We start from the raw sequence: 16,561 nt of genomic DNA on the forward strand, positions 1-16,561 counted from the left end.
ATTCCGTAACCTTCAAAACCATCGTTACCGAAAACATGGAATACCCATTTCGGGTATAATTTTAAACATGCCGCATATCTATCTGCGCATCCTACGCAGGAAGCACTTTAGCGACGAAGAAGGGTGAACCCGTGCAAGCGACCACGTTTAAGGCGTTCGCCATCGCGAACGAAATCGATCTGAACAAAATCGCCGTCCACTGCGGCATCCGCAAGAAATACACCTGGGAAGAGCCCTTAATCCTTAGAAACGGCGTGTTGGAAACCATTCTTCGGAAAAGCGTGGACGATACCCAGCAAGTGCTGGTTTTTTCATTCGGCAGCGTCGTGTTCGTCAATCACCAAGCGAAGGAAATCACGGATTTTCTTCGATACATCCGCTCGTTCGAGCCGCAGATCGATTTGCAGAACGCAAGCCCATTCACGGACGATTACAGCCTGCACGCCGAAGCGACCGAAAACATCGAGCTGACCGACGAATATGTCGTGGTGCCCGAACACGAGGATTTTTACCCCCTGCTGATCTCCACGGTACTCGCCAAGTCGGTGGCGCTGGAGAGAATCGAGGAGCAGCTCGGAAGGATCAACGACAAGCTAGAAAACCTTTTGGAACGGCTGGAAAAAGGGAAGCTGAGGATCGGCAACAAGGAACTGGCCCGAACGACCGCGCAGATCATGCGCCACGAATACAACAGTCTTTCTTACGTCATGATTCTGGATAAGCCCGATATTACGTGGACGAACAGTAACGCCGGCCAATTTTACGACAGGATGATGGAATTTTTCGAGCTTAACGACCGATATAACATTCTGAAAAACAAAACGGAAGTGTTGTATCACATCATGGAGGGGTTCTCGACGATCAGCCATTCGATGCGGGGACTGTTCGTGGAATGGATCGTCGTGATCCTGATCGTCATCGAGGTTGTCCTGTCGGTGCTGCAAATTGCGGGGATCTTGCCGTAGCCGTTGGCGGCGACGTTAATTTGTTTCTTACACGGCCGTGTTATGATGTTAAGCGGAGGTGACGCCCCAATGAATTATATCCGATTGAAGGCCAATCTGGAGAAGCGCAACCTGGACGACCGGCTCGCCTATGACCCGGACATTATCGAATTCTATCTGAGCGACCGCGACCTCAAACAACCGGCCCTTATTCGAGAACGAATCCGGCAGCTTCATGACCGCGGGGTCAAGCCTTATTTGCACCATCCGCCGCGGTACGAAGGCGAGTATTTGGATATCTTAAGCGATAACCCGAACGTCCGCCGCTTCTACCACGAATCTTGCGAGTTGCTCGCGCGCATTTGCACGGAAGAACGGGCCAAATGCGTCGTGCATGCCCATTATGTGAATACGGAGAGTTGCAGGAACGTCACCCGCGAGCGAACCATTCGATTGCGGGAAGAAATTCGTCGAATCATGGCTTATTCGCGGGAAGTCTTCGTGTGGGAAGATTCGATCGAGGGGCTGTTTTCCTACGGCCATAACCCTTATCTCATTGACGACGTGATCGTACCATTAGATCTACCGTTGAATGTCGACGTTAGCCACACGTTCATTTCGTTTGGCGGCGATAATGAACGGCTTCGGGACATCCTCGAACGAACCGCAAATTACGCGTTGTATTACCATTTGGTCGACAGCATGGGGTTAGAACACGATTCGTTGCCGCTCGGCATGGGGAAAATCGATTGGCGAATGGTAAAGCCGTTCGTGCTCGGGAAAGATTTCATCTTCGAGATCACGTTAAGCGGGGACCACTCCGATTGCACCCCCATGATCGAGAGCGCACGGTATTTTGCCGACGTAGATGCGGAAGGCCGGGGTACTCAAGTTGATTGACGGAGGCGATGATCGAGACGATTCATCTCTCATCGCCCCGTTGTTGCGTTTTAATCATCCAGCAGACGTCCATGGTCATTCCATTGACCGTACATTTTGTTTTCTCTCGTGTGGGTGATGAATTTGTCTAATCTGCTCTTAAACAAATCCGGCTGATTCTTAACGCGTTGAATCGTGTCGATCCGAACTCTTTTATAAAGATCGGGAAACGCCATGAAATGATCGAATCCTTGCTTGTCCTCTTTTAACCTCCGTTCGATTTCCTCATCGATTTTAAAAGTATGCGGGTCCAGGTCCGGAAGAACCCTTCTTCCTTCGTCTGTCATGAACCCCAACTTTTCGAGCCTGCGCGCGCGTTCTTTATTCAATTCCGTCCATGAACTTATTTTGCTTCTGGGAGACAGTCTCTGAGCCAGTTCCGTTTCGGAAATCTTCTTTTTGACTCCATCGATCCATCCGAAGCACAACGCCTCCTCGACCGCGTCCAAATATAACAACCGATCAGGGGCGGGCGTCATACAAACCAAGACCCAGCAAAATTTTTCCGTCTTCCCGTTTTCCTGCAGCCAATTCCTCAAATCTTCTCTCGATTTTGCCGGAAGCAGATTCTCAATTTCCATTGCTTGATATCACTTGATCAAGGAACTGATCCGCGTCGCTGTTGAATTTCCAGCAAATCCCGAACCGATCCACCAGCATGCCGAAGCACGAAGACCACGGAGTGTCGGATAACGGCATCACCACATAACCGCCAACGGACAATCGACGGAAGTATTCCTCCAGTTTTTGTTTATCCTCGATGACTAGGCTGATCCATACCTGGTTTCCTTTCACCAGTTCACCCGTCACGCTCTTCATGGAAGGCAGAAGATCCGACATCATGATTTTCCCGCCCGCGAATACGATCGAAGATTCCATGATCATATTCAGCTCATTTTCGGGCAGCGGGTAGCTCGGGTCTTGCGGAAAATCCTTGAACTTTACTTTCTTCACTCCGGTCGCTTGCAAAGCCTCCGAATAAAAACCAATCGCTTGTTCCGCAATTCCATCAAAGTTCAAATAGGCAATCGCCGACATGAAGCATAACCTCCTCCTTGAGATACCTGTAGTATAATGAATTAAAGGTGACAGGTGTTTGTCACCGTTCGGCCAATGCCAAATAAAAAAGAGGGCCCCTATGGACAAAGTAGAGAGACTCATTTCGATGATCATGATCTTGCTGAAAAAAGAGGTCGTTTCAACAAAAGAATTCGCGCAATTATTCCAAGTTTCCAAAAGAACGATCCTTCGGGATATGGAAACGCTAAGTTTGTCCAATATTCCGATCTATTCCGTCCATGGAGTGAATGGCGGCTATGGCTTGATGGAGGAATACAAGGTCGATAAACGTCTATTGAGCAACTCCGATTTGGAAAATATAGTAACCGCGCTCGGCGGACTGGAACAAATTTTCATGAGCGAAGAAGTGAAAACGACGATCAAAAAAATAGAAGCAATGGTCGGCCCATTGCCTCTGAATCGTTCCGTTCAGCTGTCGTTTTATGAATGGGAGGGTCGGTCCGAGATTCTTGAATCTTTAAAGGCATGTCAAGAATCCATCTTAAAGAAAAGGCTCCTTTCATTCGATTATATCGATAAAAACGGCACGGTGACGAAACGAACGGTCGAACCCTATGAGCTTCATTTCAGCGAGGCGAGTTGGTACTTGAAAGGATTCTGCTTGCATCGTCAGGGATATCGAACGTTTAAACTATCCCGGATCGATCATCTTACGATGGAAGAAAGCACGTTTCATCCTAGGGAGGATGGGTCGGAACAAGAACGCGAAGCTGCTTATCAACCGCCGCTGGTCGAGATTAAGGCATTGATTTCGCCCAGCGTCAAAGATCAATTCATTGAAAGGTACGGTCGGAAGAGCATTGTGAATTATAGTGCTGAGCGATTATTAGCAACCATTTATGTCCCACAAAACAGCACGGGATTTCAATTCTTAGCCAGTTTCGGCACCCATCTTAAAATCGTTGAGCCCCAAGCCTATGTTGAAGACTTTCGGAATTATTTAAATCGGATGATGGAGAACTACTCCGGATAAGGTGGAGCCCTTCCACGGGACAGCTCACTCTGGCTGCCAACGCAAAAACACCTTCAAGTTGTCCTCCAAGTCTTTCGACATGGATACGTTCTCTTGAAGGTGTTTTGGTTTGTCACGTTAAGGGATCAGTCCCGTCGGTTTCTTCAACCGTTCTATTCTTCTGTTGGAGTCGTCACTTCCGCCCGGGAGGAATACCCTACCGCAAAATCCATCGAGCCTACCATCACGTCGTAAGTGTACGACGTGCCGGGCATCAGTTCGGGATCATCATCGATAAACTGTTGCGTGCCGACCGGAATATAATCCGCGATCTCGACTCCGGAACTGAAATCTTCGTCTGTCTTCCATCTGGAGATCATATAATACAATGATCCGTCGATTCCATCAGCTAGACTATCGTTCCAAGTCACCGTATTGACAATGCGGCCTTCCACCCATTGCGATGTGACATTCGGGACGCCTACGGTATTCTCATCTACAATCGGGAATACTTGATAGCCGATGAACGCCTTCGACAACTTGCCCTCTTCGTCGATGAGATACATTTTGTAATTGCCCGCCTTCAATCCGGAGGCGCTCACTTGCGTCTCACTGTCCGTGGCCGTTACCTCTGTGAACGTTGCCGCATCTCTCCTGACTTCATCCGCATTCAGAGGAAACTTCGAATACGGAACGACATATACCGTACCGTACACGCTGGCGCTGACGCTGAAGGACTCGTTCGGAGATACGGATAAGCCCGCCAAATTCGTAATGACAGCGTCACTCTCCCCCTTTTTTCCCGCCACGAACACGTTTAAATCATCCCGAAGCGCTGACGTATAGAAATCCAAGTTAAACTGCGGCCAAGGAGTTCCTTTCGGACCAGGCAGGGATGGGATACCGTTAAGGGTGCTCTCCAGAATCGCTATGGATCCCATCTCATACTCTCCAGGCTTGGAGCCTTCCACCGCCGATCCCAGTATTGCATTCGCCTGATCGATTAGCTGTTGCAGCCGGACTTCAGAGACGGATAGTAGATTCTTCTTCGATGAAAAAATCATGATCTGCTGATTCAAAGCCGTGACGGCCGCGTCGACCTGCTGCTGCGCAGCGTCGGATTGATTCAGCACAATCGAAGCTGCCTGAATGGCAGCCTTAAGCGCATCCTTCGCTCCGAAAGGATACTGGCCTCTATCGTTGCCTTCTACCGCTTGATCATAAGCCGCTTGGGCTTGTTTGATGGCCGAGCTGAGGCTAGTTTTGTTCGCAGGTTTAGGATCTCCCGAGTCGTCTCCTCCTGAATCGCCTCCCCCCGTCGAGCTGCCGCCGGCACCGCTGTTGCCGCTTCCGCCCGTAACCGTTTGCCCTCCGACTTCCGCCCGGACGTTTTCCCCGACCTCGACTTGCTTCGGCTTCGACTCGATCGAGGCGCCGTCTGCCAGTATTCTCGCTTTCTGAATGATACCTTGCCCTAACACCTTCGCTACCGCATTCAGCACGAGGCTCGTGATCTGCGTATCATTAGACGTATTCACCGATACTTGATCGGCCGACGGCGCAATGTTCAAATGACCGACCGTACCCTTCGGAATTCCTACCGTGATCGCTGCAGCCAGTATGTCGACGGTCTCGAATGTGCCGATCAGCGTCACCTTGGATCCCGCAGGCATCGTCTCGGACAGCGTGACCCGCTGGATGTCGGCTCCCTCTTCCCCTTCCATCGTAGCGCCGGTTTGCAGCGTCGCTTCTTGAATCGAAGTCGAGCCTTCCACGACGATGCGAACGCTTCCGTCCTTCTTGTTGACCACCAATTTGACGATAACCGAGTTCACCATGTGAACACTGTGCTCGCCGCCGCCGTTCACCACGGTCGTTCCGTTCACCTTGACGTTCTTCAGATAGAGGTCGCCGTTTCCTACATTCGCGGAGATCGTCAAATCGCCATGAATTTCGACGTTCTGGAGCGTGGCCCCCGGCGCATCGATGATCACGTTCCGATCGATCGTCTCCGTGCCCGTCGCGGGCCCGAACACGCCGGCCGCATCATATACGACGCTTCTTTGTTTTAAGGCTCGGTCCAAAATAGCGACCGCTTCCGCCCGCGAGACGTTGCTCGCAGGCCTAAACATGCCGGAATCTCCCTGCATGATGTTTTTGTCGATGACGGCTCCTATGTAGCCTTTGCTCCATGCCGGACTGTTCGCCGTGTCCGTAAATTTGCCGGCCGAATCGGATGCCTCCAACTTGAGAATTTTCGCGACCATAACGGCCAGCTCTTGACGCGTAATCGATTGAGCCGGCTTGAAAGTGCCGTCGCTGAAGCCGGTCGTATAACCGGCGGCGACCGCTTTGGCCACCTCTTCGGAATACCACTGACCCGCCGGAACGTCCGAAAATCGGACTTGCTCCTTGCCCGAGTAGCCGAACGAACGGTTAATCAGCGCAACCAGTTCCGCCCTCGTAATCGGAGCGCCAGGCTTGAAAGTCCCGTCCGGATTGCCGGAAATAAAGCCTTTATTCACCCAGTCCTCAATGGTCTTCTCAGCCCAGTTCCCTTGAATGTCGCTCAACGTTTTTGCCGCAGCCGAAGTGAAGCCCATAGGAACGGACATGACGAATAGCATCACGGCTATCAATAGTATGTTAAATCTACTTTTCACAGAATCTTCTCCCTTGTTGGAATAAATTGCAATATTCTCTTCTCATTATAGCAAAAATTAACATAATAATATAAAAATATGTTTTGATAGCCATTTATCTCGTCGTATCGCAACTTCGATACCCTGACCTTCCTTGCGTGACTTCACTGGACATGAAAAATCCTCCCCTGATTCGACTCCGGGGAGGATTACAATGATTACCGTTTTCACGATACGGCTTTTACGATTTCTCTAAAAGCGGTTATTTCTTCGTAATCTTGATAAATCGAATTTACCGGATAAGCGGAAACCTTAGCGATGACTACCTTTGCGTCTTTGTCTACGTATACATACTGGCCATAGGATCCGATAGCGGAAAACTCTTGACCGAACTTGGCTCCTTCCGGAACCCACCATTGATACTGAAAGCCAAAATGCGGGGCAGCCGCATTCGGCTGTAAATCCGCATCGACGGGCGTGGTGGCTTCCTTTACCCATTTTGCGGAAACGATCTGCTCTCCTCTCCACTCGCCGTCTTGCATGAATAGCTGACCAAGTTTAGCCAGGTCTCGAAGCGGTGCGTTGATGAAACTGAAAGCAAAATCGCGATGGTTTAAATCCTGGTTCAAATAAGCATCGCTCGTCATGCCAAGCGGTTTCCAGAGCTTGTCGGACAACACCTCGTGCAACGGTTTCTTGTATACATTCTCGATTAGAAAAGCAAGAACCTCCGAATCCGGGCTCTTATAGTTGAACGTATGCAGCTCACCGCCGCGCAGCTTTTGAATAAAGTCTTTCACCGGCATCTGCTTGAATACGACATCCTGCACCATACGCCAGATATCCGATTTTTTATCGCCGTAATCCTCGTTCCAAACGACTCCGGAGGACATTTGAAGGACATCGCGAATCGTCGCCTTTTCGTAGCCCGAACCTTTCAATTCAGGAACGTACCGGGTAATGTTGTCGTCGATGCTCTTGATTTTCCCTTCGTCAACTGCGATGCCTACAAGGGTGGAAACGTAGGATTTCGCGATGGACCAGGAGGTGAAGCGAGTACAGGAATCGTTGCCGTTGAAATACTGTTCATTTACGATCTTGCCGTCTTTGATGACGAGAAAACCGTTGGTTCTGCTGCGGTTCAATAAATCCGCGAACTTGCGGGTTTCGCCGTTGAATCGATAGGTAATCGTGCTAAGATCAACGATTTTCCCCCTTTTGAACGGACGAGCCTTACTGCCCGTTTGAATGATGGAATAAGGGAGGACTTGATCCATATGGACAAAACTCCGGAGCATGTTATCCGGATCGACAACGGTTGGCACCTTCGTTACATCGTAGCGATTGCTGATCGGATCGCTGCACGTCGCGAGCTTAGCTGCAGGAGCACTCTGCTCTGGTTCCGCCGTTCCGGCTGAAGCGCTTAATGCCGAACTCAGAAGTAATGCAGTTGCGGCAAACAAACTGACAAGCTGTTTCTTCATTGGGTTCCTCTCCTTCTTTTTAATCACTTGTTCCGATTTCACAACCGATCCTACGCATCCAATTTGAACGTAACATGAATGAAATGGAAACGAATGTAAAATCTGCTTGGCTTGAGATTGCACTTGAGCAAAAAAAAGACACGGAAGGAACAACTCCGTGCCTGCAGGAAGCAAAGCTTCCGATTCGCTGAGATAAATATCGTTGATGAGCAAGTATGGGAGAAAACACGTTAGTCTCGGCGTCCTGGCCAGAAAGCCCGCTTGCCCAGAAGCAGCGTAATCGCCGGTACGAGCAACGGACGCACAACGAACGTATCGAGCAAAATCCCGAGCGCGACGATGACTCCCATTTGCAACATCAACTGGACCGGCATCGTGATCAAAACGGCGAACGTACCCGCAAGTATGAGGCCGGCCGACGTAATGACGGATCCCGTCTCCCCCACGCCTTCCAAGACCGCTTGATTAAGCGGCATGCGCTTGCTCTTCTGCCATATGGAAGAGATCACGAAAATATTGTAATCCTCGCCCAGCGCGATCAAAAATACAAACGAATAGAGCGGGATCGTGCCTTGAATCGCGTCCATGCCCATGAACTCGTGCAAGACGATCCACCCTAATCCTAACGCCGACAAATACGAGAGCAATACGGTTAGGATAGGTACGTCGCAGCGATCAAAGAACGCAGATACGCGATGAGAAGCATTGCGATCACGAGAATGATCAGCGGCAAAATGATGCTCATATCCCGTATATTCGTTTCTTTCGTGTCATATTGCTCTGCCGTCTCTCCGGAAATCCATACATGATCCGCAGCGTTCGCGTCGCCCAATCGATTCAGCTCTTTCTCGACCGTTCGGCGAAGGTCCGGCATGAGGTTCATCGCTTCCGTCGAATAAGGGTTCAGGTTAAGGCTTACGTCATAAGCCAGGATTGCAGGGTTCGTCTTCCCTGCCTGCGGCTCGGATACTTGCGTCACGTAAGGAAGCGAGGCCAATGTCCGGGCAACGCCGCGATCCTTGCCGTCGGTATCCACGATCACTTTAACGGGTGCGAGTTCGCCGGGCGAGAACTGCTCGCCGATGACGGAGAATCCTTCGATGGATGCCATCGTTTTGGGGAACATGGCCAGCTTATCGAACGTGAACTTCACCTGGGTCGAGAATACGGCAAATCCGCCGAGCACCAAACAGGTCAGGACCATAATGAACCAAGGCCGGCGTACGACGAGAGAACCGATCAAATTACGCGAAGGCTTGCTGTCAGCCGGGATCGGCAGTCCCTTGCGCTTGGCCCGTTCGGCCAGCATGACCGGCGTCCTCGGAATGAACGGCCAGAACGAAGCGCGCCCCATAATGGCGAGCGGGAACAAGCGTCAAGCTGGCCAGGACCATCATGAAAATGGAGATCCCGAACGGCGCGGCAAGCAGCCGGAACGAACCGTACTCCGCAACGATCATCGTAAGGAGCGAGAGAATGACGGTTAAACCGCTCATCGCGATCGCGCCCGACGATCCGCTAATGGCGCCGCGAAGCGCCTTGAACTTGTCCGGTTCAGTCTTGAGCAGCTGACGGAACCGGTATATGAGGAACAAGCCATAATCCGTACCGGCGCCGAACAACAATACGGTCATGATATTGGTTCCTTGCTTTTCCACCGTTATCATGCCGCTATGCACCATCCAGCCCAATATCGGACTGATGACGGAATAAGCGATGCCTACCGCGACCAGCGGGAGCAAAGCCAGAATCGGCGAGCGGTAAATAAGCAGCAGCAGCACGAGCACAAGAAGTACGGTACCCAAGAGCAACGTTTTGTCGGCCTGTCCGAATACTCCGGTTGCGTCGATCTGTATGCCTACCGGTCCGGTCACTCTTGCGTTCAAGTCAGCCGGAGATTCGACGGCGACGGCGAACGGATCCGAACCGAATAGGACGGTTGCTTCTTCTTTGGCTTGTTCTACGCCTTCCTTCCACTCATTCGATTGCGCGCTTTTACTGAAGAATACCGGCGTTACGATGGTGCTGCCATCCTTCGACAGCTTCGTTTTCAAAGCCTGAAGCGGCATTCGATGCAAGGACGGCACGGATGTCTGGTACGGTACGGGATGTGTCGATAATCGATCGGTAAATCGTTGGATGCGCTGCAGATCGGTATCGGTCAGTCCTCCTTGGCGGCGCCACACGAACAGGGCAAGTGCATCTTCCGCATTCGGATATTCTCTCTTCACCCATTCACGCGCTTGCACGGATGGCCTGTCGTCGGCCAACGGGGGAGCGTTATTCACGACTTCCTTGCTAATGGACGGAGCCAACGTATTTAACAACCCCGCCGCGACTAGCCAAATCAGCAACGTAACCCATCTGGAAGTCGGGCCGGCCACCCATTTATCGATTCCAATTCGATCCTTCACGCCTGATTCTCCCATTCTGTCATTGTCTTGGAAAAATAACCAAGAGAACAAAGATACCGGACATTCCATATAGAACCATTACCATGATTCGAAACCCATACGTCCTATTCTCATCATCACGCGCAAGCAGATGCAGCGATACTCCGGACGCGATCACAAATAGAGAGACCAGCAGATAATCGGATAAACTCAATTCAAACGCTTTGCTCCGCGGAATCATTATTGAGGGCATCGGTCTTCCTCGCGAGGGACACCGTTCCGAAAAACATCATCAGGGCGAGTACCGGATGAAGAGCGGATAAATATCCGATATCGGACGGTAATTTGGCGAAGACGCCCATCAAGATGAGTAGGACGATCAAACCTGCGCTAGACAGGCGAAATGAGACCGGCAGCCGTGCGAAGAAAGAAGCGACGAGCATCAGGATCGGGGGGATGATCAAGAACCTGGAAAACATCGCATGGCTTGCCCACTGGTCCGAATTCCAGAATAATGCGAGGCCGGCGAGAAACACTTGGATCAAAATGAAAACAGCAAAAATCCGTGCCAGCAGCTTAAAAACGATACGAGCTCTAGGGACACTCATTTTTGAATCCTCGCTTTCGTTAAATTGAGATCGCAGTCAGTTTAATCCATAAATGTCGAGAACTTATGCAAATCTTCCTCTCTTTGCGTGAACGTCCAGATGAACCCGAACCATTCAAGGTATAATGGCATCAAAACCCATTTGGAAAGGAGCGGTGAGGTGGAACCGAAACTGCTTCTCGTTGAGGATGAACCGGGAATGCTGGAGGAGATGCAAACATTTTTGCAACGCGAGGGGTTCAGGGTATTGACCGCCCGTACCGGCAAGGAAGCGCTCGCGATTGCCCAGTCTGAACGGCCCGATCTCGTCGTGCTGGATTGGATGCTCCCCGAGAAAAGCGGCATCGACGTATGCCGCGAAATCAGGCAAACCTCTCATTGCGGCATTATCATGGTCACGGCCCGATCGGATGAATCGGATAAAATCGTCGGACTGGAAATCGGCGCGGACGATTATTTGACGAAGCCGTTCAGCTTGCGCGAGCTCGCATCGCGCATCCGCGCTTTGCTTCGCCGCTTGCGCGGTCCGGAAGACAAGCCGATGTCGTTGGAACGGGACAACCTGATCATTTCCGAAGCCAAATGTCAGGTATTCAAGGACGGCCGGGAGATCCAATTGACACCGACGGAATTCAAAATTTTGTACACGTTGGCCGCGCGTCCCGGAATGGTATTCAGCCGCCTGCAATTATTAAAAGCCGCGCTCGCGGACGAATATATGGGATACGAAAGAACGATGGATTCCCATATCCGGAATCTTCGCCGCAAGTTGGGAGACGATCCGGCCGATCCTCGTTATATTCAAACGGTATACGGTTTCGGCTACCGATTCGGTGAACGGCCATGAAGATGACGGTCCGCATGAAAACATTTGCCGGTATGGGACTGCTCGTGCTCATTGTCAGCATCACTTTCTCGCTTACGACGCAATCCTACACAAGCAGCTTGATCGATGAATTTCAAAGAGAACACCTCGACGCCCGCTACTTGAGTGCCGCGCCCGAAGAGCAATTCGAAATCTTCAAATCTTATTTCCTTGACCATACGCGGGCGAACGCGCTGCTCAGCGTCACGCACGGCGTACGCTTGTCCTTTTTCGTCGCGATCGGATTGATCTACAGTTTTTGGATTTCGGGGGTGCTGACCCTCCCGCTCAAGAAGCTCATAACCGCAATAGAGCGCGTGTCGCATGGCGACCTGAACGTCAAAGTACCCGTTAACTCGAAAGACGAGTACGGGCAAGTCGCTCAAACTTTCAACGACATGACTCTTCGCCTCCGGGAAGCGGAGGACGCCCGGAGGCGGTTGGTCGCGGACGTCGCCCATGAGCTTCGAACTCCGTTGTCCATCATGCAGCTGAAATTGGAAAATGCGCAACAGCCCGGTCAAAACGTCCCTCCGGAAATGCTGCTTAGGCTTCATGACGAAGTGATCCGTTTAGGCCTGATCGTGGAAGATCTTCATGTGTTGTCGCTCGCTGAGGCGGGCCGGTTGACATTGGATTGCCAACCGCTCGATTTGTCGGCAAGGCTTGAACAAATCGTAGAGGATGTGAAGATGGAGGCCGAGGAGAATGGACTGGAAATACGCTGCCATTCGAACGCGAGACCGGTAACGGTAATGGCCGATGCCAGACGGATCACGCAGGTGTTCATCAATTTATTGACGAATGCCATCCGCTACACGCCGGAAGGCGGAAAGATTTCGGTTGAAATCGAGGATCAAGTCGTCGATCGGGGTTCGATTTACGCCACGGTCTCCGTAACGGATACCGGCATTGGGATACCGGCCGTAGAGCTGGCCCACCTATTTGATCGTTTTTATCGCGTGGAAAAGGCCCGATCGAGACATACCGGCGGAACTGGACTCGGCCTGTCCATTGCCCATCACTTCGTCAAAGCCCACGGCGGGTTCATCCGCGTCGCGAGCGAGCCTGATCGAGGTACGACATTTACCGTATATTTGCCTTCGGGTAATGGATAGAAATAACCCGTAATCCCCGTAGGCTAGCGCTGAACCTCCGTCCACTATATAGGTCAGGTCCGCTAACCCGCTTGCTCCCGATTCCGCATAGACGCACGCGGTGACGCTCCCGTTCGTCCAAGCACCCCTTGTATAGGCGCTGCCGTCCGCTTTTTTCAGCGCGGGCGTCAGCCTTAACCCGCTCGCCGCCTCCGCCGCCTTATGCATATATGTCTTTTTTTGCCTGTTTGTGTATGGTAAACACTGTTAATATACTACTGAAGCACGAATTCCCTGAAAGGGACTCATTTGGGAGGGGAGTTTTCCGGGAGACATTCACAATGGCGTGCAGGAACGAAGTTGCAATCTGTCTGCTTGCAGCAAGATTTGAAGTAAGGCTATCGTACATAAGAGGAGAGAAGTAAATGACAACTAGGAGACGCAGCTCGGCAAAAGCGAGAGTGGTAGCCATAGGGATGAGCTTGCTGTTGGCCGTTCTTTCACTGACGCCGATTGCAGCTGTCGGCAGGGCATATGCGGAGCCGACGCTTCCGGAGGTGACACCGGATTATGAGGGGCCTTTAACCTGGAAGGACTATACGGCTCCGGCGTCAAAGTCGTTGTTGGTACCTGGTGATTTTTTCGTTCCGAACTCGTTGGTCTTTGATAATAAGGACAATGCTTATGTGACGAAGATAAACACGGTGTTCGTCACCGGTAATGCCACAGCTAAAGTGGAAATGATATCGAACGGGGGCCAGACGGTCACCGATATCACCTACAATGCCCCACTTCATCATCCGGGAGGCATCGCGGTTGACCTTGACGGGAACCTGTACGTGTCCGATAACAGCGAAGCTACAATCAACGGCAATAATGTTGCCAAAATATGGATGCTGCCTCATGAGACGGATGAGTGGGTAGACATTACGAAAAATGAACCGATCCAATATGCGATGGGCGTTGCGGTAGATCGGCAAGGCAACGTGTATGCAGTCGACAGCAATTCCGAGCCCAACAATCCATTGGCGGCGCCGCGAATATTAAAGCTGCTTAAAGAGGAGTCGTCGTGGGCGCCGTCGTGGGACGATATTACAGGTACGTCGTCGCCATTCAACCTGCCTTATGATATTGCGGTAGACGGTGAAGGGAATGTGTTCGTCAGCGATTTGCCGGATGGTCCCGCATTGCCGGGCGGAGGAATTTATAAACTGTCGGCCAACGACGACAACTCCGCTTGGACGAATGTTGTGCCTGCGACCGCTGACGGAAAAAATGCGTTTATGCCGTACGGCATTGGAATCGATAAATTCGATAATCTTTATGCAATAAGCATGGCTGACGGTAAAGTCATGAAACTGCGGCATAATGGCGGACCGGATGATTGGAAGGAAATAGAGGTCGTGTCCAATCCGCCTGCCAACAATTTTGATGTCGCTGCAGACAGCTCCGGTTATTTGTACAAAGTGAGCTACAATCTAGACGGCATTACAATATATACAAATGTGTATAGACTAATGGCGTCTATCGTTTACGACGGCAACGAAAACACGGGTGGAACAGTTCCGGTAGACAATGCCGGGTACAAGCCGAATGGATCCGCTACCGTATCCGGCAACACGGGCAATCTGGTGAAAACGGGCTATGTGTTTGGAGGCTGGAACACGTCGGCCGACGGAAAAGGAGTATCCTACGCTCCGGGCGCAACGATCAGCATGAAGCAAAGCATAACGCTGTATGCGTCCTGGGATCCGATTCTGCCCTACACCGTCTCCTATCAGGCTGGAGAGGGCGGAAGCATAAGCGGTCCGGCCAGCGAGACGGTATACGGCGGAAGCTCTCCGGCTTCAGTGCCGGACGTAACGCCCGATCCGGGCAGCACATTCCTGGGCTGGAGCAGTGACGGAGGAACGACGCTGCTGACCCGCGATGAATTAGCGTCCGCCATCATAACGGGCCATATCACGTTTACAGCTTATTTTCAGCCGCCTGTATCTGTGACAAGGCTTGCTCTAGACAGTACCTCCTACACGCTGAAGATAGGCGCAACACACCAGACGGTAACGACGGCGGTATATTCCGACCAGAGCAGACACGTTCTTAATTCGGGTGTTTTGTACTCTTCGAGCAACACAACTGTCGCTACGGTGGATAACACGGGACTTGTAACGGCGAACGCGAGAGGACAGACTGTCATTACCGCCGTATATCGACGCCAACAGGCTGAAGCGACCGTCACGGTGGAATCGTCTTCCAGCAACAATCCTGACAGCACGACAGGCACCCTTCCGGTAACTACCAATCCGGGGATTGAAATCATCGTGGATGGCGTGAAGCAGGAACAGCTGGCGACAGTCCGGCAAGATACGATAAACGGACGAATCGTTACAACCGTTGTGCTGGACAGTCAGAAAGTGACGGACAAGCTGCAGCGGGAAAACAATAAGCTGCTGACCATTCCGATGAGCGGGAACAACCCGGTTGTTGTCGGCGAACTGAACGGAAGCTTGGTCAAAGCGCTCGAATCGAACAATGCTCAGATCCAGATCGTAACCGATAAAGCGACTTACACGCTTCCGGCATCGCAAATCAATATCGACAGCATTTCCGCGCAGGTAGGAACCGGCGTGAAGCTGGAAGACATAACGGTTCGAATTCAAATTTCCGAAACGTCCGACGACAAAGCAGCACAGGTGCAAGCAGCTGCACAGCGCAATCATTTTGATACGCTCGTACATCCGGTCGATTTCGAGATTTCCGCCTCCTACGGTCCGCAAATCGTTCAAGCGAACAAATTCAACAGCTACGTTGGACGGATGATCGCCCTTCCGGAGGGGACGAATACGGAAAACATAACGACGGGCGTCGTGCTCACGGCTGAAGGCGAATTGTTTCATGTGCCGACCACCGTTGTCCAACAAGGCGGCAAATCTTATGCGCTCATTAACAGCTTGACCAACAGCACGTATTCCGTGATTTATAACCCTCGGGAAATGAATGACGTTAAGGGACACTGGGCGAAAGCCGATGTAAACGACATGAGCTCCCGTCTGATCATTCAAGGCGTGACGGCAACGGAATTCCACCCGGACGCTTCGATTACGAGAGCGGAGTTCGCGGCCATCGTCACGCGCGCGCTCGGCATCCAAGGCGTAACGCATAAAGGCATCTTTACGGATGTCGCTTCCGAGAACTGGTATGCGGGAGCCGTGCAGGCCGCAGCCGATTACAAGCTGATTGAAGGTTATAGCGACGGTTCGTTCCGTCCGAACCAAAAGATCACCCGCCAAGAGGCGGCAGCCGTGCTGGCTCGCGCGACGGGCATTGCGAACCTGAAGCCGGATTTGCCCGATGCGGAAATATCCCGCTTGTTGTCTACGTTTGCCGACGGAAGCCATGTCGCGAACTGGGCACGGTCGAATGTCGCCGCTGCCATCCGTCTGAGCCTCATCTACGGTCGGGACGGCAAGTTGGATCTTAACGCGGATTTGACCCGTGCGGAAACGGCTGCGATTGTTCGCCGCTTCCTGCAAGCAGCAAATTTGATTAACTCCTAAT

At 51.6% G+C, this 16,561-nt stretch carries 11 protein-coding genes and 1 pseudogene; 6 read left to right on the top strand and 6 right to left on the bottom strand.

Going from position 1 to position 16,561, the window contains the following annotated elements; all coding sequences use genetic code 11:
* Positions 1–131: 131 nt before the first annotated feature.
* Both PTZ19_RS14455 and PTZ19_RS14460 read left to right on the top strand, forming a co-directional pair.
* Entirely contained in the window at positions 132–965 is an 834-nt protein-coding gene (locus PTZ19_RS14455) for an RMD1 family protein (RefSeq protein ID WP_276355708.1), read from the top strand.
* A gap of 69 nt (positions 966–1,034) precedes the next feature.
* Positions 1,035–1,844 (top strand): TIM barrel protein, encoded by an 810-nt coding sequence (locus PTZ19_RS14460; RefSeq protein WP_276355710.1) that lies wholly within the window; start codon positions 1,035–1,037, stop codon positions 1,842–1,844.
* A gap of 50 nt (positions 1,845–1,894) precedes the next feature.
* Here PTZ19_RS14460 and PTZ19_RS14465 read toward each other — a convergent pair whose 3' ends face one another.
* Together PTZ19_RS14465 and PTZ19_RS14470 are read right to left on the bottom strand one after the other, a co-directional pair.
* Positions 1,895–2,464: a YdeI/OmpD-associated family protein gene (locus PTZ19_RS14465; RefSeq protein ID WP_276355713.1), complete on the bottom strand. Its 570-nt coding sequence runs from the start codon at positions 2,462–2,464 to the stop codon at positions 1,895–1,897.
* Positions 2,454–2,921: a VOC family protein gene (locus PTZ19_RS14470; RefSeq protein WP_276355715.1), complete on the bottom strand. Its 468-nt coding sequence runs from the start codon at positions 2,919–2,921 to the stop codon at positions 2,454–2,456. The genes PTZ19_RS14465 and PTZ19_RS14470 overlap by 11 nt, the downstream gene beginning before the upstream one ends.
* Before the next feature lie 100 nt (positions 2,922–3,021).
* Here PTZ19_RS14470 and PTZ19_RS14475 point away from each other — a divergent pair, with 100 nt between their 5' ends.
* Positions 3,022–3,936, top strand: a complete 915-nt coding sequence (locus PTZ19_RS14475) for a helix-turn-helix transcriptional regulator (protein WP_276355718.1) — start codon at positions 3,022–3,024, stop codon at positions 3,934–3,936.
* A 152-nt stretch (positions 3,937–4,088) separates the two neighbouring features.
* On the opposite strand, the gene PTZ19_RS14480 is transcribed toward PTZ19_RS14475, so the two are convergent.
* From PTZ19_RS14480 to PTZ19_RS14495, 4 genes and pseudogenes are all read right to left on the bottom strand, one after another.
* The gene (locus PTZ19_RS14480) at positions 4,089–6,578 is read right to left on the bottom strand and encodes an S-layer homology domain-containing protein (protein WP_276355720.1); all 2,490 of its coding nucleotides are present in this window, start codon (positions 6,576–6,578) and stop codon (positions 4,089–4,091) included.
* A gap of 206 nt (positions 6,579–6,784) precedes the next feature.
* Positions 6,785–8,041: a serine hydrolase domain-containing protein gene (locus tag PTZ19_RS14485; protein WP_276355722.1), complete on the bottom strand. Its 1,257-nt coding sequence runs from the start codon at positions 8,039–8,041 to the stop codon at positions 6,785–6,787.
* A gap of 230 nt (positions 8,042–8,271) precedes the next feature.
* Positions 8,272–10,470, bottom strand: a pseudogene (locus PTZ19_RS14490) (MMPL family transporter).
* Between the two features lie 179 nt (positions 10,471–10,649).
* Positions 10,650–11,042 (bottom strand): DUF6220 domain-containing protein, encoded by a 393-nt coding sequence (locus tag PTZ19_RS14495; RefSeq protein WP_276355723.1) that lies wholly within the window; start codon positions 11,040–11,042, stop codon positions 10,650–10,652.
* Between the two features lie 159 nt (positions 11,043–11,201).
* On the opposite strand from PTZ19_RS14495, the gene PTZ19_RS14500 reads away from it, so the two are divergent.
* From PTZ19_RS14500 to PTZ19_RS14510, 3 genes are all read left to right on the top strand, one after another.
* Positions 11,202–11,888, top strand: coding sequence for a response regulator transcription factor (locus PTZ19_RS14500; RefSeq protein WP_276355726.1), 687 nt, complete (start codon positions 11,202–11,204; stop codon positions 11,886–11,888).
* A gap of 14 nt (positions 11,889–11,902) precedes the next feature.
* A complete protein-coding gene (locus PTZ19_RS14505) occupies positions 11,903–13,024 on the top strand; it encodes a sensor histidine kinase (RefSeq protein ID WP_276355728.1) in 1,122 nt (373 codons plus the stop codon).
* Positions 13,025–13,479: 455 nt separating this feature from the next.
* Positions 13,480–16,560: an S-layer homology domain-containing protein gene (locus tag PTZ19_RS14510; protein ID WP_276355730.1), complete on the top strand. Its 3,081-nt coding sequence runs from the start codon at positions 13,480–13,482 to the stop codon at positions 16,558–16,560.
* The last annotated feature ends 1 nt before the right edge of the window (position 16,561 follow it).

This window comes from Cohnella caldifontis (assembly GCF_029360585.1).
GTDB lineage: Bacteria > Bacillota > Bacilli > Paenibacillales > Paenibacillaceae > Cohnella > Cohnella caldifontis.

Excerpts from the sequence above, each read along its gene's own strand:
- PTZ19_RS14465 (WP_276355713.1), bottom strand. The coding sequence starts at position 2,464 with ATGGAAATTGAGAATCTGCTTCCGGCAAAATCGAGAGAAGATTTGAGG.
- PTZ19_RS14495 (WP_276355723.1), bottom strand. The coding sequence starts at position 11,042 with ATGAGTGTCCCTAGAGCTCGTATCGTTTTTAAGCTGCTGGCACGGATT.
- PTZ19_RS14505 (WP_276355728.1), top strand. The coding sequence starts at position 11,903 with ATGAAAACATTTGCCGGTATGGGACTGCTCGTGCTCATTGTCAGCATC.
- PTZ19_RS14510 (WP_276355730.1), top strand. The coding sequence starts at position 13,480 with ATGAGCTTGCTGTTGGCCGTTCTTTCACTGACGCCGATTGCAGCTGTC.
- PTZ19_RS14475 (WP_276355718.1), top strand. The coding sequence starts at position 3,022 with ATGGACAAAGTAGAGAGACTCATTTCGATGATCATGATCTTGCTGAAA.
- PTZ19_RS14470 (WP_276355715.1), bottom strand. The coding sequence starts at position 2,921 with ATGTCGGCGATTGCCTATTTGAACTTTGATGGAATTGCGGAACAAGCG.
- PTZ19_RS14485 (WP_276355722.1), bottom strand. The coding sequence starts at position 8,041 with ATGAAGAAACAGCTTGTCAGTTTGTTTGCCGCAACTGCATTACTTCTG.
- PTZ19_RS14460 (WP_276355710.1), top strand. The coding sequence starts at position 1,035 with ATGAATTATATCCGATTGAAGGCCAATCTGGAGAAGCGCAACCTGGAC.